This window comes from Pseudomonas brassicacearum (assembly GCF_000585995.1).
Taxonomy (GTDB): domain Bacteria; phylum Pseudomonadota; class Gammaproteobacteria; order Pseudomonadales; family Pseudomonadaceae; genus Aquipseudomonas; species Aquipseudomonas brassicacearum_A.
The window spans coordinates 363,438-385,639 of sequence record NZ_CP007410.1 but is presented as its reverse complement, the minus strand read 5'-3'; the positions used below and the strand labels follow the sequence as shown (position 1 = coordinate 385,639).

The window sequence follows — 22,202 nt, the reverse complement described above, 5'->3', positions numbered from 1 at the left end:
GGTCGTGGCAGCGATTTACGTTGAGTCCGACAAAGCCGTTACAGCCTGTCGGCGGCGTCGGGGGGCCGGTGACGCAGGCCACAGGCAAACAGCCCCGGGCACTTAGCTCGGTCGATAAACGCGCACATTGGCATGCCCCTCACTGAGCAAATGGTGGGCATGCAGGCGACTCATCACGCCTTTGTCGCAATACAGCAGGTACTGGCGAGTAGGGTCCAGTTCCTTGAAACGCGCGTTCACTGCATAGAACGGCATCGTTTTTACCTCGATGCCGGCGATGCTCAGCGGGTCGTCTTCAGCATCGTCCGGGTGACGGATGTCGATGATGATCTGACCGGCAAGCGCTTCGCCGACTTCTTCAATTTGGATGTCCTGGCCCAATTCATCGATGACGCGATCGATCGGCACCAGCCTGGCGTTTTCGAGCGCACGCTCGAGGATCGCCATGTCGAATTCTTTCTCTTCATGCTCCACGCGCCCGCGCTTGGCATGGGTCTTGGGGTTCACCGAGATGACCCCGCAATACTCGGGCATGTGCTTGGCGAAATCGGCGGTGCCGATGTCGTTGGCCTGGTCGATGATGTCCTGCTTGTGGCTGGCGATCAGTGGACGCAAGACCAGCTTCTCGGTCACGCAGTCGATTACCGACAGGTTCGGCAACGTCTGGCTCGATACCTGGGAGATCGCCTCGCCGGTCACCAGCGCGTCGATTTGCAGGCGGTCGGCAATTCGTGAAGCAGCGCGCAACATCATACGCTTCAAAATGACGCCCATATGACTGTTATCGACTTTGCCGAGAATCTCGCCCAGCACTTCTTCGAACGGCACACTCACAAATAACACGCGTTGGGAGCTGCCGTACTTCTTCCAGATGAAGTGCGCCACTTCCATCACGCCCAGTTCATGGGCGCGCCCGCCGAGGTTGAAGAAGCAGAAATGGCTCATCAATCCGCGACGCATGATCTGGTAGGCCGCCACCGTGGAGTCGAAGCCACCGGACATCAGCACCAGGGTCTGCTCCAGCGAACCCAGCGGATAACCACCGATGCTGTTGTGCTGGCTGTGGATCACGAACAGCCGCTGGTCGCGAATTTCGATGCGCACTTCGACCTGCGGGTCTTTCAACGAAATACCGGCGGCACCGCACTGTTGGCGCAACTGGCTACCGACGTATTTCTCCACGTCCATCGAACTGAACGGGTGCTTGCCGGCACGCTTGCAGCGCACCGAAAAAATCTTGCCGGCCAGGGCGTCGCCATAATGAAGCTTGCACTTGGCCAGGATGTCGTCGAAATCCCCCAGCGGATATTCATCGACCTGCAGGAAATGCGCGATGCCCGGCATGCAGCTCAGGCGCTCGGTCATTTCCTTCAGGACCTTGGGTTCGCTGACGCGGGTTTCCAGCTCGAGGTTGTCCCACACGCCGTTCACCACCACGACCGGATCCAGATCTCGGAGCACGGTACGGATGTTCTTGGCCAACTGGCGGATGAAACGCATCCGTACCGGGCGGCTCTTGATGGTGATCTCGGGGAAGACTTTTACGATTAGTTTCATGAAAACAGCGCGCGAACGGCCAGCCGAAAAAGGGGGGCGCGGATTATAGCGGAAATTGCTCAAGGTTTAACCAGTTAATGTGCAGATGGTTTTGTGCGCACCAAAACAGGTCGTTACTCATATCTAATGCCACATTGCAGTGCATGATTGTCTGACAATCTTCGATTCAGGCCTTTAAAAGCGTGGATTTGGTGCAAAAAACCCATGCTGGGGCACTGGCATGCAAATTGCTCCCTTGTGAGGCAGGTTGCCATGGCAGAGTATTCGCGCCGGCATCACCCATATCTAAGGGCACTCCACTACCCGCCCGAAGCCACCCGGAGGACATATGTCGAAGTCGGTTCAACTCATCAAAGATCATGACGTCAAGTGGATTGATCTGCGCTTCACTGACACCAAAGGTACTCAACATCACGTGACCATGCCGGCCCGTGATGCGCTGGACGACGAATTCTTTGAAATCGGGAAAATGTTCGACGGCTCCTCCATCTCTGGCTGGAAAGGCATCGAAGCCTCCGACATGATCCTGATGCCGGACGACGAAACCGCCGTCCTGGACCCGTTCACCGAAGAGCCGACCCTGATCCTGGTCTGCGACATCATCGAACCGTCCACCATGCAAGGCTATGACCGCGACCCACGCGCCATCGCCCACCGCGCCGAGGAATACCTGAAGTCCACCGGTATCGGCGACACCGCTTTCTTCGGTCCGGAGCCTGAGTTCTTCATCTTCGACTCGGTCAAATTCAAGTCCGACATCTCCGGCTCCATGTTCAAGATCTTCTCCGAACAAGGTTCGTGGATGTCCGACCAGGACGTGGAAGGCGGCAACAAAGGCCACCGCCCAGGCATCAAAGGCGGGTACTTCCCGGTTCCTCCGTTCGATTTCGACCACGAAATCCGTACCTCCATGTGCAACGCACTGGAAGAGATGGGCCAGACCGTCGAAGTTCACCACCACGAAGTGGCGACTGCCGGCCAGAACGAAATCGGCGTGAAATTCAACACGCTGGTCAAGAAGGCTGACGAAGTCCAGACCCTGAAGTACTGCGTACACAACGTTGCCGATGCATACGGTCGTACCGCGACCTTCATGCCTAAGCCTCTGTACGGCGATAACGGTTCGGGCATGCACGTTCACATGTCGATCTCCAAAGACGGCAAGAACACCTTCGCAGGCGAAGGCTATGCCGGCCTGTCGGACACCGCCCTGTACTTCATCGGCGGTATCATCAAGCACGGTAAGGCCCTGAACGGCTTCACCAACCCGTCGACCAACTCCTACAAGCGTCTGGTACCAGGCTTCGAAGCACCGGTCATGCTGGCCTACTCGGCTCGTAACCGTTCCGCCTCGATCCGTATTCCTTACGTGAACAGCCCTAAAGCTCGCCGTATCGAAGCTCGCTTCCCGGATCCGGCTGCCAACCCATACCTGGCCTTCGCTGCTCTGATGATGGCCGGCCTGGACGGTATCCAGAACAAGATCCACCCTGGCGATGCCGCTGACAAAAACCTGTATGACCTGCCGCCTGAAGAGGCCAAGGAAATCCCACAGGTTTGCGGCAGCCTGAAAGAAGCCCTGGAAGAGTTGGACAAGGGCCGTGCGTTCCTGACCAAGGGCGGCGTATTCAGCGATGACTTCATCGATGCTTACATCGCACTGAAAAGCGAAGAAGAAATCAAGGTTCGCACCTTCGTACACCCACTGGAATACGAGCTGTACTACAGCTGCTGATCCGGTAGCGTCGCAACACGCGGCGTGAATAAAGAGAGGCCTCCTTCGGGAGGCCTTTTTTATGGGCACAGGTTGCGTGCATGATGGCTCGTTGTTCCTCCCTAGAAGACGAGACTGCCCATGACTTTGCGCTTCAAACTTGGCCTTGCCCTCTGTGCCGCGCTGCTGTCCACCGCCGCGCAAGCCGCTCCCGCCCCCGAAGCCCTGACCCCGCTGCTGAACGCCATTGGCGAACGCCTGGCCATCGCCGACCAGGTAGCCTTGAGCAAATGGGACAGTCATAAACCGGTAGAAGACCGTCAGCGCGAGCGTGAAGTCATTGCTGCCGCCGTCGCCCAGGCGCCGGCCTACAAGCTGACGAGCGAAACCGTGGAAGCTTTTTTCGCCGCCCAGATAGAAGCCAACAAACTGGTGCAATACATCAACTTGTCCGACTGGACTTTGGAAGGCAAGGCCCCGGACCTGCCACGCCCGGACCTGGTGGGACAGATTCGTCCGCAGCTTGACCGATTGCAAAAGCGCCTGCTGCAGCAACTGGCCGACTTCGCCCCCTACCGCACCGACCCGCAGTGCCCGCAATGGCTGGCCCAGGCCACCCACAGCAACAAGCAACACCCGGTGCACCGGCTTGCCCTGATCCGGGCGACCGCAGAGCTGTGTATCGCTCCAAAAGTCTGAGACAAACGACACCGAGCCAATGTGGGAGCGGGCTTGCTCGCGAAGGGGCCAGTACAGCCAACATCCAGGTGACTGACACACCGCTTTCGCGAGCAAGCCCGCTCCCACAGGCGTTGCGTGCAACAACTTGGGCCAATGACCCTCCCTGACCTATGCTGCAACCCAACACTTTTAGTTTTCGGTCGATTTTATGGGTCGTAGTTTTCCAATGTTGTTGCTGCTATTGGCGCTGCCTGCCGCTGCCCAGATCTACAAGTACACCGACGCCGAAGGCAATACCGCCTACAGCAACCAGCCGCCCCAAGGCGTACCGGCCCAGACGGTAGAATTGCCGCCGCTCAACAGCATCGAACGCCAGCCCCCTGCCAGCCCGAACGCGCCCACAGCACCCGCGCCCGCAGCCAAGGACGAACCACGCAACGCCTATGAGGTGCTGGAATTGACGGACATTCCTACCGAGGAGGCCCTGCGCGCCAATAACGGCACGTTCACCGTTGGCGTTCGGGCTCAACCGCGCCTGCAAAGTCCCCATCTGTTCCGGCTGCTGCTGGATGGGCAACCCTATGGCCAGTCGACCAACGTGCCGCGCCTGCAATTGGTGAACATCGATCGGGGCGAGCACAGCCTGGCGGTGCAAGTCATCGACGGGGAACATCTCGTGCAACAGAGCGAAACCGTGACTTTCACCGTGCAACGGGTGCACCAGCCGTGATCCGCTGGCTGCTCGCCCTGAGCCTCTCGCTGGTCGCGCTGCCGGGCGTGGCGCAGGTCTATACCTACATCGATGCCCAAGGCAATCGCGTCTTCACCGATCAGCCGCGCCCCGGCAATGCGAAGAAAGTGCAGCTGCCACCCGGCAACCGGATGCCGTCACCCCCAGGTACTGCCCCGACGCCAACGCCCAAAGCGCCGTCCGAGCCGCTGTTCCATTACGAAATGCTGCGCCTATTGATCCCCGAACCAGACGCCACGATACGCAGCACTGCCGGGGAGCTGATCGTCAGCGCCACCAGCGAACCCCAGCTGCAAAAAGGCCACCGCTACCGCCTGCTGCTCGACGGCCAACCCACGGGCGCACCGGGGCCAAGCCCGGTGTTTGCCCTGAGCAACATTGATCGAGGCACCCATCATCTGGCGGTGGAAATCCTCGATGAGCAAGACCGCATCGTCGAACGCACCGCCAACCAGCCCTTCCATATGCAGCGCATGTCCCTGGCGCAGAAACGCCGTGTCAAACCTTGTGTCAGCGCTGATTACGGCCAGCGCCCCGAATGCCCCCTCGCCGACAAACCCAAAGAAGAAGAAAGCAGCATCCTGCCGTTCTTCTAACACCGCCCAGGCAGACGCACTATATTGGTGCGCATGCTTGCACGGATACCCAGGCCTCATCCCATTCTGGTTCGAAAGTACCCGTAAAAACTGGCAAAACGCCACGCAAATGGGCGGATAAAGCCTTTTTAGGGCTCTAAACGCTTCTTTTCGGAGCCTTGGTTTGTTTTTTGCATTTTCCTTGTACCGGCGCGTCATACGCGTGCTTGCTACGCTCCAAAAGAGGTCCTGATGACCATTAGCGACGCACTACACCGCTTGCTACTCGATAACCTCACCACCGCGACCATCCTGCTCGACGCCCAATTGCGCCTCGAGTACATGAACCCGGCGGCGGAGATGCTCCTGGCCGTCAGCGGCCAGCGCAGCCATGGGCAGTTCATCAGCGAGTTGTTTACTGAATCCGCCGAGGCCCTCAACTCCTTGCGCCAAGCGGTGGAACAGGCTCATCCCTTCACCAAGCGCGAAGCGATGCTCACCGCCCTGACCGGCCAGACCCTGACCGTGGACTACGCCGTCACCCCGATCCTGAACAACGGCGCCACCTTGCTGCTGCTGGAAGTCCACCCTCGTGATCGCCTGCTGCGCATCACCAAGGAAGAGGCCCAGCTGTCCAAGCAGGAAACCAGCAAGATGTTGGTGCGCGGCCTGGCCCACGAGATCAAGAACCCCCTCGGCGGGATTCGCGGCGCCGCGCAGTTACTCGCCCGCGAGCTGCCGGAAGAAAGCCTCAAGGACTACACCAACGTCATCATCGAGGAAGCTGACCGCCTGCGAAACCTGGTGGACCGCATGCTCGGCTCGAACAAGCTGCCGTCCCTGGCGATGTGCAACGTCCATGAGGTGCTGGAGCGCGTCAGCAGCCTCGTGGAAGCCGAAAGCCAGGGCTGCATCACCTTGGTGCGCGACTACGACCCAAGCATTCCCGACGTATTGATCGACCGCGAACAAATGATCCAGGCCGTGCTGAACATCGTGCGCAACGCGATGCAAGCCATCAGCAGCCAGAACGAGCTGCGCCTGGGCCGCATCAGCCTGCGCACCCGCGCCATGCGCCAGTTCACCATCGGCCACGTGCGTCATCGCCTGGTGACCAAGATCGAAATCATCGACAACGGCCCGGGCATCCCCACCGAGCTGCAGGAAACCATCTTCTTTCCCATGGTCAGCGGTCGTCCGGACGGTACCGGGCTGGGCCTGTCCATTACCCAGAACATCATCAGTCAGCATCAGGGCTTGATCGAGTGTGAAAGCCACCCCGGCCACACCACTTTCTCGATCTTCCTGCCACTGGAACAAGGAGCCACATCGACATGAGCCGTAGTGAAACCGTGTGGATCGTCGATGACGACCGTTCTATCCGTTGGGTCCTGGAGAAAGCCTTGCAACAAGAAGGCATGACCACCCAGAGCTTCGACAGCGCCGACGGGGTGATGAGTCGCCTGGCGCGTCAGCAACCGGACGTCATCATCTCCGACATCCGCATGCCCGGCGCCAGCGGCCTGGACCTGCTGGCGCGGATTCGCGAGCAGCATCCACGGCTGCCGGTGATCATCATGACCGCCCATTCAGACCTGGACAGCGCCGTGGCGTCCTACCAGGGCGGCGCCTTCGAATACCTGCCCAAGCCGTTCGACGTCGATGAAGCGGTGTCGCTGGTCAAGCGCGCCAACCAGCACGCCCAGGAACAGCAGGGCATGGAAGAGGTGCCGGCCTTGGCCCGTACCCCGGAAATCATCGGCGAAGCGCCGGCGATGCAGGAAGTGTTTCGCGCCATCGGGCGCTTGAGCCACTCCAACATCACCGTGCTGATCAACGGCGAGTCGGGCACCGGTAAAGAACTGGTTGCCCATGCCCTGCATCGCCACAGTCCACGAGCGGCATCGCCGTTCATCGCGCTGAACATGGCGGCGATTCCCAAGGACTTGATGGAATCCGAGTTGTTCGGTCACGAAAAAGGTGCGTTCACCGGCGCGGCCAACCTGCGACGCGGGCGCTTCGAACAAGCGGACGGCGGCACGTTGTTCCTCGATGAGATCGGCGACATGCCGGCCGACACCCAGACCCGCCTGCTGCGCGTGCTGGCCGACGGCGAGTTTTATCGCGTGGGCGGGCATACGCCGGTCAAGGTCGATGTGCGCATCATTGCCGCGACCCACCAGAACCTGGAAACCCTGGTTCACGCGGGCAAATTCCGCGAAGACTTGTTCCACCGCCTGAACGTGATCCGCATCCATATCCCGCGCATGGCCGACCGTCGCGAAGACATCCCGACCCTGGCCCGGCACTTCCTCAGCCGCGCAGCCCAGGAACTGGCGGTGGAGCCCAAGCTGCTCAAGAGCGAAACCGAGGAATACCTCAAGAACCTGCCGTGGCCCGGCAACGTGCGCCAGCTGGAGAACACCTGTCGCTGGATCACGGTGATGGCTTCGGGTCGTGAAGTGCACATCAGCGACCTGCCGCCGGAACTGTTGAGCCTGCCGCAGGATTCGGCGCCCGTGACCAACTGGGAACAGGCACTGCGCCAATGGGCCGACCAGGCCCTGGCCCGTGGCCAGTCGAGCCTGCTGGACAGCGCCGTGCCGAGTTTCGAGCGGATCATGATCGAAACCGCCCTCAAACACACCGCCGGCCGCCGCCGCGATGCCGCCGTGCTGCTGGGCTGGGGCCGCAACACCTTGACCCGCAAGATCAAGGAGTTGGGGATGAAGGTCGATGGTGGGGATGATGATGACGGCGAAGAGGGCTGAAAGGCCTTGGTTCTTCGCTGAGCTGTAGGGCCAATCGCGAGCAAGCTCGCTCCCACAAGGGAAACGCAATTACTGTGGGAGCGAGCTTGCTCGCGATGCTTTTAAAGGCTTCATGCACCGCATCAATGCACTACGAACCGCAATTGCACATGCCCCACCCGCCAAAACCCATCGATCCAACTCGAAAAAAATCGCACAAAAAAGCAAAAACCCCGGAATACGGGGCTTTTGCGTCACAGAAAGCGTTTTTGTGACAAATAATTTAAAACTGGCACGCCCCCTGCAATAGCTAGATCACTACCCAGTTTCGGGGACCTTGGTACAGGCAGGCCGGGGATTCCCCATTTTATACCGGGCTCATCGAGCCCACTGTTTTGGGGGCCTTGATACAGGCAGGTCAAGGTTTCCCTTCTTTACACCAGGGCCGTGCGCTCAGCGCAAGCCCTCCCGTTTTGGGGACCTTGGTACAGGCAGGCCGGGGATTCCCTCTTTTATTGCTCCTGGAGACGGACCTCCAGCCGCCAGCGGTCATCGACCTCGCTGCCGGTCCACTCCCCCCGCAACGGACGCGCCGCCACCAGCGTCAGCAACAAGCCCTTATCACTCAAACGCACCCGCCAGTTCACATCCTTGCCGTTGAGCTTGAGCTGGCCTTTCTGCGCCCGGCCTTCGGCTTCGAACAACAGCGCCACTGAGCCATCGATGACTTCCCCATGCAACTTGGGTTCGTTGTTGAACCAGGCCACCAACGCCCCATCGGCCACCTCGATCTGCTGCAACTCGCTCGGTTCGGGCGTGGTCAGGCGCCCGATCATCAGCCCGACCATCACGCCGACGATCGCCAAAGAGCCCATCACCCGAGGCATTAGCTTCGAACGCTGATCGGTTTGCGGCGTAGAATGCCGCTCATCTTTATCTGCGGAGCCGTGCATGTTTCACGTCATCCTTTTTCAACCGGAAATCCCGCCGAATACCGGCAACGTCATCAGGCTGTGCGCCAACAGCGGCTGCCACCTGCATTTGATCGAACCGCTGGGCTTCGAGATGGACGACAAGCGCCTGCGCCGTGCCGGCCTCGACTATCACGAGTATGCCACCTTGCAGCGTCACGCCGACCTCGCCAGTTGTCTGGAAAGCCTCGGGCATCCGCGCTTGTTTGCCTTCACCACCAAGGGTTCGCGGCCGTTCCATGACGCCCGTTTCGTCGCCGGCGATGCGTTTGTGTTCGGTCCGGAAAGCCGAGGCCTGCCAGCCGAGGTGCTGGACGCCCTGCCCGCCGAGCAACGCCTGCGTCTACCAATGCGCGAAGGTTGTCGCAGCCTGAACCTGTCCAACACCGTGGCGGTGGCGGTTTATGAGGCGTGGCGGCAGAACGGGTTCCAATAACACCCCATAACAAATGTGGGAGCGGGCTTGCTCGCGAATAGGGAGTGTCAGTTGACATCAATGTCGCCTGACACACCGCTTTCGCGGGCAAGCCCGCTCCCACAGGGTTTGCGTCGACTTACTGAACGGTCGCGCCGCCTTCTTGCTGCATGCGCTGCAGTTCTTGCGCGTACAGCGCATCGAAGTTCACCGGAGCCAGCATCAGGGCCGGGAACGAACCGCGGGTCACCAGGCTGTCCAGGGTTTCGCGGGCGTAGGGGAACAGGATGTTTGGGCAAAACGCGCCCAGGGTGTGGCTCATCGAAGCGGCATCCAGGTTCTTGATCAGGAAGATCCCGGCCTGCTGCACTTCGGCGATGAATGCCACTTCGTCACCGTTCTTCACGGTCACCGACAGGGTCAGCACCACTTCATGGAAGTCGTCTTCCAGGGCCTTCTGGCGGGTGTTCAGGTCCAGGCCTACGCTCGGTTCCCACTGCTGGCGAAAGATCGCCGGGCTTTTCGGGGCTTCGAAGGACAGGTCACGTACATAAATGCGCTGCAAGGAGAATTGCGGTGCGGCTTCTTCTTCGCTGGCAGCTGTGTTCTGTTGGTCAGTCATCGCAGATCCTTCTTACTTTCAGGTTCTTTAGTGGGAAATTCAGGCCTTGAGCAGCGCGTCGAGCTTGCCGGCGCGCTCCAGGGCGAACAGATCATCGCAGCCGCCTACGTGGGTGCTGCCGATCCAGATCTGCGGCACGGAGGTACGTCCGGCCTTTTGGGTCATTTCGGCGCGCAGTTGCGGCTTGCCGTCGACCTTGATCTCTTCGAAAGCCACACCTTTGTTCTGGAGCAGGAACTTGGCTCTGGAGCAATAGGGGCAGTAATCGCTGGAATAGACAACGACGTGGGCCATCTCACTTCACCAGCGGCAGATTGTCGGCTTTCCAACTGGAAACGCCACCGGACAGCTTGGCGGCGGTGAAACCGGACTTCATCAACTCGCGGGCAAGGGTACCGGCGTGCTGGCCTTGGGCGTCCACCAGGATCAGCGTCTTGGCCTTGTGTTTTTCCAGTTCGCCGATACGCGCGATCAGTTTGTCCTGGGGAATGTTCACCGCCCCGACAATGTGACCAGCGGCGTAATCCTTGCTCGGGCGGATATCCACCACCACGCCGGCATCCTTGTTGACCAGCGCGGTCAGCTCGCCAGTGCTCAGGCTACGGCCGCCGCCCTGCATCGTATGGGCGACCAGCAACGCCAGCAGTACGACGAAGATACCGACGAGAATGTAGTGGTTAGTGGCAAATTCAATCAGGTGAGCAACCATCGAAGGAGGTTCCAGGGCGTTAAAATGTCGGCCAGTATACACAGCACGCAAGGCCGGCCAAACCCCGCCCGGCGGTGACGCCGTCGGAACTTACCTTTAAACTGCCCGTCCCTTTTCCATCGTCTTCTTTTAACCAGCCACGAGTGGATTCCATGACTACCACGCCTAAACCTTTGGTCCTGATGATTCTCGACGGCTTCGGTCACAGTGACAGCCACGAATCCAACGCCGTGTATGCGGCCAAGAAGCCTGTGCTGGACCGCCTGTGGGCCTCCGTGCCGAACGGCCTGATCTCCGGCAGCGGCATGGACGTCGGCCTGCCGGACGGGCAGATGGGCAACTCCGAAGTCGGCCACATGAACCTCGGCGCAGGCCGCGTGGTGTACCAGGACTTCACCCGCGTGACCAAATCGATCCGCGACGGCGAATTCTTCGAAAACCCGACCATCTGCGCCGCCGTGGATAAAGCCGTGGCCGCCGGCAAGGCCGTGCATTTCATGGGTCTGCTGTCCGACGGTGGCGTTCACAGCCACCAGGATCACCTGATTGCCATGGCCGAGCTGGCCTTCAAGCGCGGCGCCGAGAAGATCTACCTGCACGCTTTCCTTGATGGCCGCGACACGCCGCCCAAAAGCGCCACCTCGTCGATCGAGCTGCTGGACGCCACCTTCCAGGCCCTCGGCAAAGGCCGTATCGCCAGTATTGTCGGCCGTTACTACGCCATGGACCGCGACAACCGTTGGGACCGCGTGGCCCAGGCCTACAACCTGATCGTCGACGGCAGCGCCGAGTTCAACGCCGCCACCGCCCAGGAAGGCCTGCAAGCCGCCTATGAACGCGGCGAAAGCGACGAGTTCGTCAAGGCCACCACCATCGGCGAGCCGGTAAAAGTGGAAGACGGCGACGCCGTGGTGTTCATGAACTTCCGTGCCGACCGCGCCCGCGAGCTGACCCGCGTTTTCGTCGAAGACGATTTCAAGGAATTCGAGCGTGCCCGCCAGCCAAAACTGGCCGGCTTCGTCATGCTGACCCAATACGCGGCCAGCATCCCCGCGCCATCGGCCTTCGCCGCCGGCAGCCTGGAAAACGTGCTGGGCGACTACCTGGCGAAAAACGGCAAGACCCAACTGCGCATCGCTGAAACCGAAAAGTACGCCCACGTGACGTTCTTTTTCTCCGGTGGCCGCGAAGAGCCCTTCCCGGGCGAAGAACGCATCCTGATCCCCTCGCCGAAAGTCGCCACCTACGACCTGCAACCAGAGATGAGCGCGCCGGAAGTGACCGACCGCATCGTCGAGGCCATTGAGAACCAGCGTTACGACGTGATCGTGGTCAACTACGCCAACGGCGACATGGTGGGCCACAGCGGCGTGTTCGACGCGGCGGTCAAGGCCGTGGAATGCCTGGACACCTGTGTGGGCCGCATCGTCGAGGCCTTGGAGAAAGTCGGCGGCGAAGCGTTGATCACGGCCGACCATGGCAACGTCGAGCAAATGTCAGACGAATCCACCGGCCAGGCCCACACCGCCCACACCACCGAGCCGGTGCCGTTCATTTATGTCGGTAAGCGCGACTTCAAGGTCCGCGACGGCGGTGTACTGGCTGACGTGGCGCCGACCATGCTGATGTTGCTGGGGATGGAGAAGCCGGCGGAAATGACCGGTACTTCGATCCTGGTCTGACGAAACACGTCCCCTGTGGGAGCGGGCTTGCTCGCGAATGCGGTGCATCAGACACATAACTGTCGACTGGCACGCCGCATTCGCGAGCAAGCCCGCTCCCACATTGGTTCTTGGTGTTTTTCAGGCCAGTTATCACACAGCCCCAAATGGGCGTTTTTTTTGCAGCGTGGGGCGGGCATACTAGGCCGTCCCTTTCCCTGGTGTCGCCCGCCTCTATGCTTCGCGTCCTGATAGCCCTTGCTCTGACCTGCCTGCTCCAACCAGCCTTTGCTGACGAGCGCGCACAAACCCAACAGCAGTTGGACGCCACGCGTCAGGACATTGCCGAGCTGAAAAAACTGCTGGGCAAGTTGCAGGAAGAGAAATCCAGCGTACAGAAAGACCTGCGCGGCACCGAGACCGAGATGGGCAAGCTGGAGAAACAGGTCGACGCCCTGCAAAAAGAGCTGAAGAAAAGCGAATCCGAGCTGCAGCGACTCGATGGAGAGAAAAAAAAACTCCAGAGCGCGCGCGCTGAACAGCAAAAGCTGATCGCCATCCAGGCCCGGGCCGCTTATCAGAACGGCCGCCAGGAATATCTCAAGCTGCTGCTCAACCAGCAGAACCCCGAAAAATTCGCTCGTACCCTCACCTATTACGATTACCTGAGCCAGGCCCGCCTGGAACAACTCAAGAGCTTCAACGAAACCCTGCGCCAACTGGCCAATGTCGAAAAAGACATCGAATTGCAGCAAGCCCAGTTGCTGGTGCAGAAAAGCAGCCTCGACACCCAGCGCGATGAACTCGATAAGGTTCGCAAGGAGCGCCAGGTGGCCCTGGCCAAGCTGAACGACGATGTGAAAGCCCGCGACAGCAAGCTCAAGGCCCGCGAGCAGGATCAGGCTGAGCTGGCAAACGTGTTGAAAACCATTGAGGAAACCCTGGCCCGCCAGGCTCGAGAGGCAGAAGAAGCGCGCCAGAAAGCGCTGATCGCCCAGCAGGAAGCCGAAAAAAAGCGTTTGCGTGAAGCCCAGGCCGAAGCAGACTCCGGCGATGCGCCGCGCAAGCCGGTGAAATCCAGCCCCGGCGCACTGGTTTCCAGTGATGGCGAAACCTTCGGCGGCGCTTTTGGTTCGGCCCGGGGCAAACTTCCATGGCCGGTTAATGGTCGATTACTTGCGCGCTTCGGTGAAACCCGTGGCGACGACACCCGCACCAAGTGGGACGGCGTGATGATCAGTGCCTCCGCCGGCAGCCAGGTGCATGCCGTTCATGGTGGGCGCGTGGTATTCGCCGACTGGCTGCGCGGCGCCGGCCTGCTGGTGATCCTGGATCACGGCAATGGTTATTTGAGCCTGTACGGCCACAACCAGACGCTGCTCAAGTCGGCGGGGGATGTGGTCAAGGCCGGCGAGTCCATCTCCACGGTCGGTAACAGTGGCGGGCAGGATACGCCAGCACTGTATTTCGCTATTCGTCAGCAGGGTCGCCCCAGTGACCCGGCCCAATGGTGTCGTGCGCAAGGATAAGCGCGCCCATCCAATTAAGGAGTTCGTTCGACATGCTGCATTTGTCCCGCCTCACCTCGCTGGCCCTGACGATCGCCCTTGTGATCGGCGCGCCCCTGGTTTTCGCCGCTGACCCGGCCCCGTCGGCGCCAGCCACCACGGCCGCTACCACCAAGGCCCCGCTGCCGTTGGACGAGCTGCGCACCTTTGCCGAAGTCATGGACCGGATCAAGGCCGCCTACGTGGAACCGGTGGATGACAAGATGCTGCTGGAGAACGCCATCAAGGGCATGCTCAGCAACCTTGACCCGCATTCGGCCTACCTGGGCCCGGACGACTTTGCCGAGCTGCAGGAAAGCACCAGCGGCGAGTTCGGCGGCCTGGGCATCGAGGTCGGCAGCGAAGACGGTTTCGTCAAAGTGGTCTCGCCCATCGACGATACGCCCGCCTCCAAGGCCGGCATCCAGGCCGGCGACTTCATCGTCAAGATCAATGGCCAGCCGACGCGCGGCCAGAGCATGACCGAAGCGGTCGACAAGATGCGCGGCAAGATCGGCCAGAAGATCACCCTGACCCTGGTGCGCGACGGTGGCACGCCGTTCGACGTGACCCTGACCCGTGCGGTCATCCAGGTCAAAAGCGTGAAGAGCCAACTGCTGGAATCGGGCTACGGTTACATCCGCATCACCCAGTTCCAGGTCAAGACCGGCGAAGAAGTCGCCAAGGCCCTGGCCAAGATGCGCAAGGACAACGGCAAGAAGCTCAACGGCCTGGTCCTGGACTTGCGTAACAACCCCGGCGGCGTACTGCAATCGGCGGTGGAAGTGGTGGACCACTTCATCACCAAGGGTCTGATTGTCTACACCAAGGGTCGTATCGCCAACTCCGAACTGCGCTTCTCGGCCACCGGCAACGACCTGAGCGAAGCCGTGCCCCTGGTGGTGCTGATCAACGGCGGCAGCGCTTCGGCCTCGGAAATCGTCGCCGGCGCCCTGCAGGATCAGAAGCGCGGCGTGGTCATGGGCACCACCAGTTTCGGCAAGGGCTCGGTGCAGACCGTATTGCCGCTGAACAACGACCGCGCCCTGAAGATCACCACCGCGCTGTACTACACGCCCAACGGTCGCTCCATCCAGGCCCAGGGCATCGTCCCGGACATCGAGGTGCGCAAGGCCAAGATCACCAACGAGCAGGACAGCGAGTACTTCAAGGAAGCCGACCTGCAAGGTCACCTGGGCAATGGCAACGGCGGTGCCGACAAACCGACCGGCTCCGGCGCCAAGGCCAAGCCGATGCCGCAGGATGACGATTACCAGTTGGCCCAGGCCCTGAGCCTGCTCAAAGGACTGAACATCACCTCCGGTCGCTGAGATGGGCCGGCGCTTCATCCTCGGTCTGTTGTGTTGCCTGGCGGGCGCCGCCTTTGCTGAGCCCGCCACACCGCCTCCTTCACCGCACAAGGCTTACCTGAGCCTGATCATCGACGACCTGGGGCAAAACCTGCCCCGGGATCGCCGGGTACTGGCCCTCCCCGGGCCGGTCACCGCCGCGATCATGCCCGACACGCCCCACGCCGCCGAATTCGCCCGCGAAGCCCATCGCGCCGGCAAGCTGGTCATGCTGCACATGCCCATGGACCCGGCCACCGGGCCATTCGCCTGGCATCCGGACCTGCCTATCGAAGAACTGGGGAAACGCCTCGACGCCGCCTTCGCCGCCGTGCCTTACACCAGCGGGATCAACAACCACATGGGCAGCCGCATGACCGCCCAACCCGAGGCCATGGCGTGGTTGATGGCGAACTTGCAGCAGCGCCACAAGTTTTTCGTCGACAGCCGCACCAGCGCCCAGACCGTCGCCGCCGCCGAAGCGCAGAAAATCGGTCTCGCCAGCGTGTCGCGGGATGTGTTCCTGGACGACGAACGCAGCGAAGCCGCCATTGCCCATCAACTCCAGACCGCCATCGACCTGGCCCGCCGGCAGGGTTCGGCCGTGATGATCGGCCATCCCTATCCACAGACCCTGGCAGTGCTCGAACGCGAGCTACCCCGGCTCAAGGCCCAGGGCATCGAATGGATCGACATCAAGTCGATGATCAGCCTGCGCAGTAATCAGGCGATGGTCGGGCATGGGAAGAATGGGGTTTATCGGTAGCGGTAACCGCGTCGCCGCCATCGCGAGCAAGCTCGCTCCCACAGGGGATCTGCTGTGAACAAAAATCTTGTGCCCGATGCAGAACCACTGTGGGAGCGAGCTTGCTCGCGATGACGACGGCACATTCAACCTCTCTGCAAGCTGACCCACCGCTTTCGCGTACAAGCTCGCTCCCACCGGTTTGCTCCAGCAGTCAGAGATACCGCGCCATGATCGCGTCAACCGCGCCTTCCTTGCGCAGCTCATCCAGGGCCGCTTGAAGCCGGGCGACCACGTCGTCGGGCACGTCCTTGTTCAACGCCAGGTACAACTCGGCACTGTTGAAACGCAATACGGTCTTGAGATCGTTCACCCCTTCCTGACGCGCCAGGTAACGCCCGGCGGGGTCGCCGGTGGCCCACAGGTCGATCTGGCCGTTGACCAGCTTCTTGGCGTTATCCTGATCGCGCAATACCACAATCGGGTTCAGCCCCTGCTTAGCCAGCGTCTCGGCGATCGCGTCGCCCTTGTAGGCACCAATCCGGTATTTACGCGCCTGCTCCAGCGAGTCGAGGGTGATCTTGCTGTCCGTCTTGGCGAGCATGATCCAGTCGTCCGGGCCGATAGGGCCGACCCATTTGAAGAGTTTTTCGCGCTCCGGCAGGCGCGCCATGACGAACACACCGTAACCAGGATTTTCCAGGGCGAGCTTATAGATTCGCTCCCAAGGGAAACGCAGCGTCAGGCTGTAGGAGATATCGGCACGCTTGAATATCTCACGAACGATGTCCACGGCGATGCCATTGATGTTTTCGTCCTGAGCGAAATTCTTACCATTCTTCGCCATGTTGTACGGCGGGAAATTTTCCGTCAGCAACACCAGAGAGGTATCGGCAGCGCGGGCGGCGCCTGCAAGTAGTAACGTGGCACCGGCAAAGGCAAGAACGAGACGTTTGAGCATGTCGGGCTACCGCAATCCATGGTGTGCCCAAGAGTGCCTTGGGCCCGCCATGGTGTCCAGCGATCAGCGAATGCAGATACCGCGATGCGCCATGTAGGCCTTGGCTTCCGGAACGGTGTACTCACCGAAGTGGAAAATGCTCGCCGCCAGTACCGCGCTGGCGTGGCCTTCGATAATACCGTCGGCCAGATGCTGCAGATTACCGACACCGCCGGAAGCGATGACCGGGATGCCCAGGGCATCGCTGATGGCGCGGGTGACGCCCAGGTCGAAACCGTTTTTCATGCCGTCCTGGTCCATGCTGGTCAGCAGGATTTCACCGGCCCCCAGGCCTTCCATTTTCTTCGCCCATTCAACGGCGTCGAGGCCCGTGGGTTTGCGCCCGCCGTGGGTGAAGATTTCCCAGCGCGGGGTTTCCCCCGGGGCGGAAACTTTCTTCGCATCGATGGCGACGACAATGCACTGCGAGCCGAAATGCTGGGCCGCTTCGCCGACGAATTCCGGGTTGAACACCGCCGCGGTGTTGATGGACACCTTGTCCGCACCGGCATTGAGCAGGTTGCGGATGTCCTGCACGGTGCGTACGCCACCGCCCACGGTCAGCGGGATGAACACCTGGCTGGCCATGCGCTCGACGGTATGCAACGTGGTATCGCGGCCGTCGACGCTGGCCGTGATGTCGAGGAAGGTGATCTCGTCCGCGCCCTGCTCGTCGTAGCGACGGGCGATTTCCACCGGGTCGCCGGCGTCACGGATGTTCTCGAACTTCACGCCCTTGACCACCCGGCCGTTGTCCACGTCCAGGCAAGGGATGATGCGTTTGGCCAGCGCCATGGTGAGTCCTCAGCCTTTGTAGGAGTCGCAGAAGGCCTGGGCCTCGGCGACATCCAGGGTGCCTTCGTAGATCGCGCGACCGGTGATCGCCCCGATAATGCCTGGCGCCTTCGCGTCGAGCAGCGCCTTGATGTCGCCCAGGTTGTGGATACCGCCGGAGGCGATGACCGGGATCTTCGTGGCGGCGGCCAGGGCGGCGGTGAACGGGACGTTGCAGCCTTGCATCATGCCGTCCTTGGCGATGTCGGTGTAGACGATGGCAGACACGCCATCGGCTTCGAAACGCTTGGCCAGGTCGATCACCTGCACGGTGCTGACTTCAGCCCAACCGTCGGTGGCGACGAAACCGTCCTTGGCGTCCAGGCCAACGATGACCTTGCCCGGGAAGGCGCGGCAGGCTTCGGCGACGAACCCAGGGTCCTTGACGGCCTTGGTGCCAATGATCACGTAGCTAACGCCAGCCTTGACGTAGTGCTCGATGGTTTCCAGCGAACGAATGCCACCGCCGATCTGGATCGGCAGGTTCGGATAGCGCTTGGCGATGGCCGTGACCACTTCACCGTTGACCGGTTGCCCTTCGAAGGCGCCATTGAGGTCAACCAGATGCAGGCGACGGCAGCCGCCTTCCACCCACTTGGCGGCCATGCTCACCGGGTCATCGGAGAACACCGTGGAATCTTCCATCCGGCCTTGACGCAGACGTACGCAAGCGCCGTCCTTGAGATCGATAGCGGGGATAATGAGCATGCTTTTCCTTCGTCAAAGAGCTGCAAGCTGCAAGCTAAAAGCTGCAAGCAGGCACACGTTTCATTCTTGCAGCTTGCCGCTTGAAGCTTTCAGCTGCTCTTTTCTAAAGCCCACAAGTCGCTTTCAATGCTTTCGAACCTTTCTTTAAGGTGCGTCTGCACATCGAAAATCGCCCTGTTGTAATAGTGCGGAGCAATTTCGCGGGTAAACAGGTCAAGAATTTCCGCCGCTTCGAACGAACCCAGGTCCAGCTCGAAACGCTCCTCCATGAACCGCTGGATCTTGCGGTTCGCTTCACTCTCCTGCTCAGGCGTGAGGGTGAGGATCGGCGGTTTCTTGCGCGCCATTACCAGCGACCGTCCCACGCCGCGAAGTTCTGCAGCAACTGCAGGCCATGGGTGTGGCTCTTCTCGGGGTGGAATTGCACGGCGAACCGCGAACCGTCGGCCAGGGCCGCGGCGAAATCGACGCCATAGTGACCGCTGCCCACCACCTGCCGCGCATTGCCGGCCGCGATGTAGTAGCTGTGCACGAAGTAGAAGCGCGCCAGGTCCGGGATGTTGTGCCACAACGGGTGATCCACCGTCTGCTTCACTTCATTCCAGCCCATGTGCGGGACTTTCAGGTGTTCGCCATCTTCGTGCAGGCCCTTGCCGAAGAACTTCACCTGGCCCGGGAACAGGGAGATGCAATCGACGCCGTCGTTCTCTTCGCTGCGCTCGAGCAAGGCTTGCATGCCCACGCAAATGCCGAGGAATGGACGGTCCTGACTGACTTCATGCACCAGCGAGTCGAAGCCCAGGCGACGAATCTCGGCCATGCAATCGCGAATCGCGCCGACGCCGGGGAATACCACCCGGTCGGCTTCGCGAATCACATCGGCATCGCTGGTAATCAGCACCTTGCCGGCACCCACGTGCTCGAGGGCCTTGGCCACCGAGTGCAGGTTACCCATGCCGTAATCGATCACCGCAACCGTCTGCATTACAGGACGCCCTTGGTGGAAGGCATTTGCCCGGCCATGCGGTCATCGAGCTCCACGGCCATGCGCAGCGCGCGGCCGAAAGCCTTGAACACGGTTTCGATCTGGTGGTGGGTGTTGTGCCCGCGCAGGTTGTCGATGTGCAGGGTCACGTTGGCGTGGTTGACGAAGCCCTGGAAGAATTCCTGGAACAGATCAACGTCGAAGCCGCCGACCGTGGCGCGGGTGTACGGCACATGCATCTGCAGGCCCGGGCGGCCGGAGAAGTCGATGACCACGCGCGACAGCGCCTCATCGAGCGGCACGTAGGCATGGCCGTAGCGACGGATGCCTTTTTTGTCGCCGATGGCTTTGGTAAAGGCCTGTCCCAAGGTGATACCGACGTCTTCCACCGTGTGGTGGTCGTCGATATGCAAATCGCCCTTGCTGACGATGTCCAGGTCGATCAGCCCGTGACGGGCGATCTGGTCCAGCATGTGCTCAAGAAAAGGCACGCCGATATCAAACCGGGCCTTTCCGGTGCCATCCAGGTTGATCGAGGCTTTGATCTGGGTTTCCAGAGTGTCGCGCTCGACAGACGCCTTACGTTCGGCCATCACCAGCTCCGCAAAATCATTGGGCGAAAAAGGCAGCCATTATAGGGGCGCGAGCGGCAAACAGAAACACGGGAGGTGATATCCCTGACGGGTTGTTTCCCACGCTGTCGGCGATAGACATGTCCATACAAGTCATGGGCGCAAATTTTTGCCATCACCCAAAAACAAATGTGGGAGCGGGCTTGCCCGCGAAAGCGGTGTATCAGTCGACATCATCGTCAGCTGACAACCGTCTTCGCGAGCAAGCCCGCTCCCACAAGGGTTGCCTGACCCACTGGGTCAGGACAACAGTCTTAGTGGAACAACACCGCCGTCTTCTGCAGGGTGACCCACACACCCCACGCCAACGGAATGCCCACCACCAGCCAGGCAGCGATCGCCAACGGCTTGGTGCCCGGCGCAGCTTTCCACTCCAGTGAAGTGGTGCTGTCGGCGCCTTTGTCATGGCCCAGCGCCTGTTCGGCAGCCAGTTCGGCGTCGGTCATGAAGTACTTGTCGGCGACCGGGCGAACCATCAGGTTGCACAGGAAGCCCAGTACCAGCAGGCCCGCCAGGATGTACAAGGTGATGTCATAGGCCGCGGCACGTTCAACGCCGATGCTCAGTTGATACTCACGCAGGTAGTTCACCAGGACCGGACCCAACACGCCCGCCGCCGCCCAAGCGGTCAACAGACGACCGTGGATCGCGCCGACCATCTGCGTACCGAACAGGTCCGCCAGGTAGGCCGGCACAGTAGCGAAACCGCCGCCGTACATCGACAGGATGATGCAGAACGCCGCCACGAACAGCGCGACGCTGCCCAGGTGACCGAGGCTCGGAATCAACGCGTACAAGGCCACGCCCAGGGCGAAGAACACGAAATAGGTGTTCTTGCGACCGAGGTAATCCGAGAAGGATGCCCAGAAGAACCGTCCGCCGATGTTGAACAGGCTCAACAGACCGGTGAAGCCGGCTGCGATGGCAGCGATCTGGCCCAGTTGCGCAGCGTCCAGTTGACCGAAGGGCAGGTCGTTGCCGAGCAACTTGCCGCCAAACACTTCCTGCAACAGTGGCGAAGCCATGCCCAGGATGCCGATACCGGCGGATACGTTCAGGCACAGCACCAGCCATACCAGACGGAATTGCGGGGTTTTCCAGGCAACGCTCACGTGAACGTGGCGATGGGTGATCATTGCGTTCGCGGCTTTCTTCGGTGCCGGGGTCCAGCCTTCAGGCTTCCAGCCGGTCGGCGGGACGCGGTACGACAAGGCGCCACCGATCATGAACACGAAGTAGATCGCGGCCATGACCAGGAAGCTCTGCCATACGCCCACGCCCGTCGGCGAAGCGAAGTGGCTCATCAGCGCTGCCGCCAACGGAGCACCTACCATCGCGCCGCCGCCGAAGCCCATGATCGCCATGCCGGTGGCCATGCCACGCTTGTCCGGGAACCACTTGATCAGGGTCGACACCGGGGAGATATAGCCCAAGCCCAGGCCGATACCGCCGATGACGCCGGAACCGACCCACATGAGCCAGATCTGGTGGGTATAGATACCCAGTGCGGAAATCAGCAGGCCGCCACACCAGCACAGGGCGGATACGACACCGGCCTTGCGCGGCCCGGCGTGTTCCAGCCAGCCGCCCCAGATGGCTGCCGAGCAACCCAGGAAGATGAAGAACAGGGTGTAGATCCAGCCGAGCATCGAGATCGGCCAGTCACATTGGGACGAAAAGACTTGAGAAATGAAGCTCATGTCCGGTGCGCAGGCCACAGCCTTGGTGACGCCCAAGGCCTTGGACAGTGGCAGCCAGAACACCGAGAAGCCGTAGGCCATGCCGATGCACAGGTGAATGGCCAGTGCGGCCGGTGGAACCAGCCACCGGTTGAAACCAGGCTTGGCGATGATGCGTTCCTTGGAGAGGAACGCAGGCTGGTCGGCGATGCCGCCGGCCGTGATGCTCGTGCTCATTGGTGTATCCCCCAGTTATTAGAATGGTTCGCCAGTCACGCATCACCGTCAGCCTTCATTGCACGCAGGCATGACTGTAT

Annotated in this window: 23 protein-coding genes; 11 read left to right on the top strand and 12 right to left on the bottom strand. The window is 60.9% G+C overall.

The genetic code is table 11. The annotated features are described in order from the left end of the window. Positions 1-102: 102 nt before the first annotated feature. Complete coding sequence (gene thiI, locus CD58_RS01670) at positions 103-1,557, bottom strand: tRNA uracil 4-sulfurtransferase ThiI (RefSeq protein ID WP_025211358.1); 1,455 nt, start codon at positions 1,555-1,557, stop codon at positions 103-105. Between the two features lie 328 nt (positions 1,558-1,885). Here thiI and glnA point away from each other — a divergent pair, with 328 nt between their 5' ends. The 6 genes from glnA to ntrC all read left to right on the top strand — a co-directional run bounded on the left by glnA (position 1,886) and on the right by ntrC (position 8,049). Continuing rightward, positions 1,886-3,292, top strand: coding sequence for a type I glutamate--ammonia ligase (gene glnA / locus CD58_RS01665; protein WP_014336114.1), 1,407 nt, complete (start codon positions 1,886-1,888; stop codon positions 3,290-3,292). A 120-nt stretch (positions 3,293-3,412) separates the two neighbouring features. Further along, complete coding sequence (locus tag CD58_RS01660) at positions 3,413-3,970, top strand: chorismate mutase (protein WP_025211357.1); 558 nt, start codon at positions 3,413-3,415, stop codon at positions 3,968-3,970. A 190-nt stretch (positions 3,971-4,160) separates the two neighbouring features. Continuing rightward, positions 4,161-4,682, top strand: coding sequence for a DUF4124 domain-containing protein (locus tag CD58_RS01655; RefSeq protein ID WP_025211356.1), 522 nt, complete (start codon positions 4,161-4,163; stop codon positions 4,680-4,682). Continuing rightward, positions 4,679-5,299, top strand: a complete 621-nt coding sequence (locus CD58_RS01650) for a DUF4124 domain-containing protein (RefSeq protein ID WP_025211355.1) — start codon at positions 4,679-4,681, stop codon at positions 5,297-5,299. The genes CD58_RS01655 and CD58_RS01650 overlap by 4 nt, the downstream gene beginning before the upstream one ends. Before the next feature lie 231 nt (positions 5,300-5,530). Further along, positions 5,531-6,616 carry a nitrogen regulation protein NR(II) gene (gene glnL, locus CD58_RS01645; protein ID WP_025211354.1) on the top strand — a complete coding sequence of 362 codons (1,086 nt, stop codon included), beginning with the start codon at positions 5,531-5,533 and terminating at the stop codon, positions 6,614-6,616. After that, on the top strand, positions 6,613-8,049 hold the full coding sequence (gene ntrC, locus CD58_RS01640; RefSeq protein ID WP_025211353.1) for a nitrogen regulation protein NR(I): 1,437 nt from the start codon (positions 6,613-6,615) through the stop codon (positions 8,047-8,049). Before glnL ends, ntrC begins: the two co-directional genes overlap by 4 nt. Before the next feature lie 491 nt (positions 8,050-8,540). Here the strand turns inward: ntrC and CD58_RS01635 are convergent, their stop codons facing one another. Beyond that, on the bottom strand, positions 8,541-8,981 hold the full coding sequence (locus CD58_RS01635) for a hypothetical protein (RefSeq protein WP_025211352.1): 441 nt from the start codon (positions 8,979-8,981) through the stop codon (positions 8,541-8,543). Between CD58_RS01635 and trmL the strand changes: the two genes are divergently transcribed. After that, a complete protein-coding gene (gene trmL, locus CD58_RS01630) occupies positions 8,980-9,435 on the top strand; it encodes a tRNA (uridine(34)/cytosine(34)/5-carboxymethylaminomethyluridine(34)-2'-O)-methyltransferase TrmL (protein ID WP_025211351.1) in 456 nt (151 codons plus the stop codon). The two genes, CD58_RS01635 and trmL, sit on opposite strands and share 2 nt — an antisense overlap. Positions 9,436-9,553: 118 nt before the next feature. On the opposite strand, the gene secB is transcribed toward trmL, so the two are convergent. From secB to CD58_RS01615, 3 genes are read right to left on the bottom strand one after another with little or no spacing between them, the layout of a single operon-like run. Next, entirely contained in the window at positions 9,554-10,036 is a 483-nt protein-coding gene (gene secB / locus CD58_RS01625; RefSeq protein WP_024618249.1) for a protein-export chaperone SecB, read from the bottom strand. 39 nt (positions 10,037-10,075) lie between these two features. Continuing rightward, positions 10,076-10,330: a glutaredoxin 3 gene (grxC, locus tag CD58_RS01620; protein ID WP_025211350.1), complete on the bottom strand. Its 255-nt coding sequence runs from the start codon at positions 10,328-10,330 to the stop codon at positions 10,076-10,078. Position 10,331: 1 nt separating this feature from the next. Beyond that, a complete protein-coding gene (locus CD58_RS01615) occupies positions 10,332-10,745 on the bottom strand; it encodes a rhodanese-like domain-containing protein (RefSeq protein WP_025211349.1) in 414 nt (137 codons plus the stop codon). 152 nt (positions 10,746-10,897) lie between these two features. On the opposite strand from CD58_RS01615, the gene gpmI reads away from it, so the two are divergent. The 4 genes from gpmI to CD58_RS01595 all read left to right on the top strand — a co-directional run bounded on the left by gpmI (position 10,898) and on the right by CD58_RS01595 (position 16,068). Next, positions 10,898-12,427 carry a 2,3-bisphosphoglycerate-independent phosphoglycerate mutase gene (gene gpmI, locus CD58_RS01610; RefSeq protein WP_025211348.1) on the top strand — a complete coding sequence of 510 codons (1,530 nt, stop codon included), beginning with the start codon at positions 10,898-10,900 and terminating at the stop codon, positions 12,425-12,427. Positions 12,428-12,642: 215 nt separating this feature from the next. Then, a complete protein-coding gene (locus CD58_RS01605) occupies positions 12,643-13,935 on the top strand; it encodes a murein hydrolase activator EnvC family protein (protein ID WP_025211347.1) in 1,293 nt (430 codons plus the stop codon). A 32-nt stretch (positions 13,936-13,967) separates the two neighbouring features. Then, positions 13,968-15,284, top strand: coding sequence for a S41 family peptidase (locus tag CD58_RS01600; protein ID WP_025211346.1), 1,317 nt, complete (start codon positions 13,968-13,970; stop codon positions 15,282-15,284). Between the two features lies 1 nt (position 15,285). Next, complete coding sequence (locus CD58_RS01595) at positions 15,286-16,068, top strand: divergent polysaccharide deacetylase family protein (RefSeq protein WP_025211345.1); 783 nt, start codon at positions 15,286-15,288, stop codon at positions 16,066-16,068. A gap of 193 nt (positions 16,069-16,261) precedes the next feature. Here the strand turns inward: CD58_RS01595 and CD58_RS01590 are convergent, their stop codons facing one another. The 7 genes from CD58_RS01590 to CD58_RS01560 all read right to left on the bottom strand — a co-directional run bounded on the left by CD58_RS01590 (position 16,262) and on the right by CD58_RS01560 (position 22,122). Next, a complete protein-coding gene (locus tag CD58_RS01590; RefSeq protein ID WP_025211344.1) occupies positions 16,262-17,008 on the bottom strand; it encodes a substrate-binding periplasmic protein in 747 nt (248 codons plus the stop codon). 63 nt (positions 17,009-17,071) lie between these two features. Further along, positions 17,072-17,842 carry an imidazole glycerol phosphate synthase subunit HisF gene (gene hisF, locus CD58_RS01585; protein WP_025211343.1) on the bottom strand — a complete coding sequence of 257 codons (771 nt, stop codon included), beginning with the start codon at positions 17,840-17,842 and terminating at the stop codon, positions 17,072-17,074. A gap of 9 nt (positions 17,843-17,851) precedes the next feature. Next, entirely contained in the window at positions 17,852-18,589 is a 738-nt protein-coding gene (hisA, locus tag CD58_RS01580) for a 1-(5-phosphoribosyl)-5-[(5-phosphoribosylamino)methylideneamino]imidazole-4-carboxamide isomerase (protein ID WP_025211342.1), read from the bottom strand. A gap of 89 nt (positions 18,590-18,678) precedes the next feature. After that, the gene (locus tag CD58_RS01575; protein WP_038436384.1) at positions 18,679-18,936 is read right to left on the bottom strand and encodes a DUF2164 domain-containing protein; all 258 of its coding nucleotides are present in this window, start codon (positions 18,934-18,936) and stop codon (positions 18,679-18,681) included. Beyond that, the gene (gene hisH / locus CD58_RS01570) at positions 18,936-19,574 is read right to left on the bottom strand and encodes an imidazole glycerol phosphate synthase subunit HisH (protein WP_025211340.1); all 639 of its coding nucleotides are present in this window, start codon (positions 19,572-19,574) and stop codon (positions 18,936-18,938) included. Before hisH ends, CD58_RS01575 begins: the two co-directional genes overlap by 1 nt. After that, entirely contained in the window at positions 19,574-20,167 is a 594-nt protein-coding gene (gene hisB / locus CD58_RS01565; RefSeq protein WP_003186751.1) for an imidazoleglycerol-phosphate dehydratase HisB, read from the bottom strand. Before hisB ends, hisH begins: the two co-directional genes overlap by 1 nt. 293 nt (positions 20,168-20,460) lie before the next feature. Beyond that, positions 20,461-22,122 (bottom strand): OFA family MFS transporter, encoded by a 1,662-nt coding sequence (locus CD58_RS01560; RefSeq protein WP_025211339.1) that lies wholly within the window; start codon positions 22,120-22,122, stop codon positions 20,461-20,463. Between the last annotated feature and the right edge of the window lie 80 nt (positions 22,123-22,202).

Bases quoted from the DNA above. Each gene is read 5' to 3' on its own strand.
- thiI (WP_025211358.1), bottom strand. From the start codon at position 1,557: ATGAAACTAATCGTAAAAGTCTTCCCCGAGATCACCATCAAGAGCCGC.
- glnA (WP_014336114.1), top strand. From the start codon at position 1,886: ATGTCGAAGTCGGTTCAACTCATCAAAGATCATGACGTCAAGTGGATT.
- CD58_RS01660 (WP_025211357.1), top strand. From the start codon at position 3,413: ATGACTTTGCGCTTCAAACTTGGCCTTGCCCTCTGTGCCGCGCTGCTG.
- CD58_RS01655 (WP_025211356.1), top strand. From the start codon at position 4,161: ATGGGTCGTAGTTTTCCAATGTTGTTGCTGCTATTGGCGCTGCCTGCC.
- glnL (WP_025211354.1), top strand. From the start codon at position 5,531: ATGACCATTAGCGACGCACTACACCGCTTGCTACTCGATAACCTCACC.
- ntrC (WP_025211353.1), top strand. From the start codon at position 6,613: ATGAGCCGTAGTGAAACCGTGTGGATCGTCGATGACGACCGTTCTATC.
- trmL (WP_025211351.1), top strand. From the start codon at position 8,980: ATGTTTCACGTCATCCTTTTTCAACCGGAAATCCCGCCGAATACCGGC.
- CD58_RS01635 (WP_025211352.1), bottom strand. From the start codon at position 8,981: ATGCACGGCTCCGCAGATAAAGATGAGCGGCATTCTACGCCGCAAACC.
- secB (WP_024618249.1), bottom strand. From the start codon at position 10,036: ATGACTGACCAACAGAACACAGCTGCCAGCGAAGAAGAAGCCGCACCG.
- grxC (WP_025211350.1), bottom strand. From the start codon at position 10,330: ATGGCCCACGTCGTTGTCTATTCCAGCGATTACTGCCCCTATTGCTCC.
- CD58_RS01615 (WP_025211349.1), bottom strand. From the start codon at position 10,745: ATGGTTGCTCACCTGATTGAATTTGCCACTAACCACTACATTCTCGTC.
- gpmI (WP_025211348.1), top strand. From the start codon at position 10,898: ATGACTACCACGCCTAAACCTTTGGTCCTGATGATTCTCGACGGCTTC.
- CD58_RS01605 (WP_025211347.1), top strand. From the start codon at position 12,643: ATGCTTCGCGTCCTGATAGCCCTTGCTCTGACCTGCCTGCTCCAACCA.
- CD58_RS01600 (WP_025211346.1), top strand. From the start codon at position 13,968: ATGCTGCATTTGTCCCGCCTCACCTCGCTGGCCCTGACGATCGCCCTT.
- CD58_RS01595 (WP_025211345.1), top strand. From the start codon at position 15,286: ATGGGCCGGCGCTTCATCCTCGGTCTGTTGTGTTGCCTGGCGGGCGCC.
- CD58_RS01590 (WP_025211344.1), bottom strand. From the start codon at position 17,008: ATGCTCAAACGTCTCGTTCTTGCCTTTGCCGGTGCCACGTTACTACTT.
- hisF (WP_025211343.1), bottom strand. From the start codon at position 17,842: ATGGCGCTGGCCAAACGCATCATCCCTTGCCTGGACGTGGACAACGGC.
- hisA (WP_025211342.1), bottom strand. From the start codon at position 18,589: ATGCTCATTATCCCCGCTATCGATCTCAAGGACGGCGCTTGCGTACGT.
- CD58_RS01575 (WP_038436384.1), bottom strand. From the start codon at position 18,936: ATGGCGCGCAAGAAACCGCCGATCCTCACCCTCACGCCTGAGCAGGAG.
- hisH (WP_025211340.1), bottom strand. From the start codon at position 19,574: ATGCAGACGGTTGCGGTGATCGATTACGGCATGGGTAACCTGCACTCG.
- hisB (WP_003186751.1), bottom strand. From the start codon at position 20,167: ATGGCCGAACGTAAGGCGTCTGTCGAGCGCGACACTCTGGAAACCCAG.
- CD58_RS01560 (WP_025211339.1), bottom strand. From the start codon at position 22,122: ATGAGCACGAGCATCACGGCCGGCGGCATCGCCGACCAGCCTGCGTTC.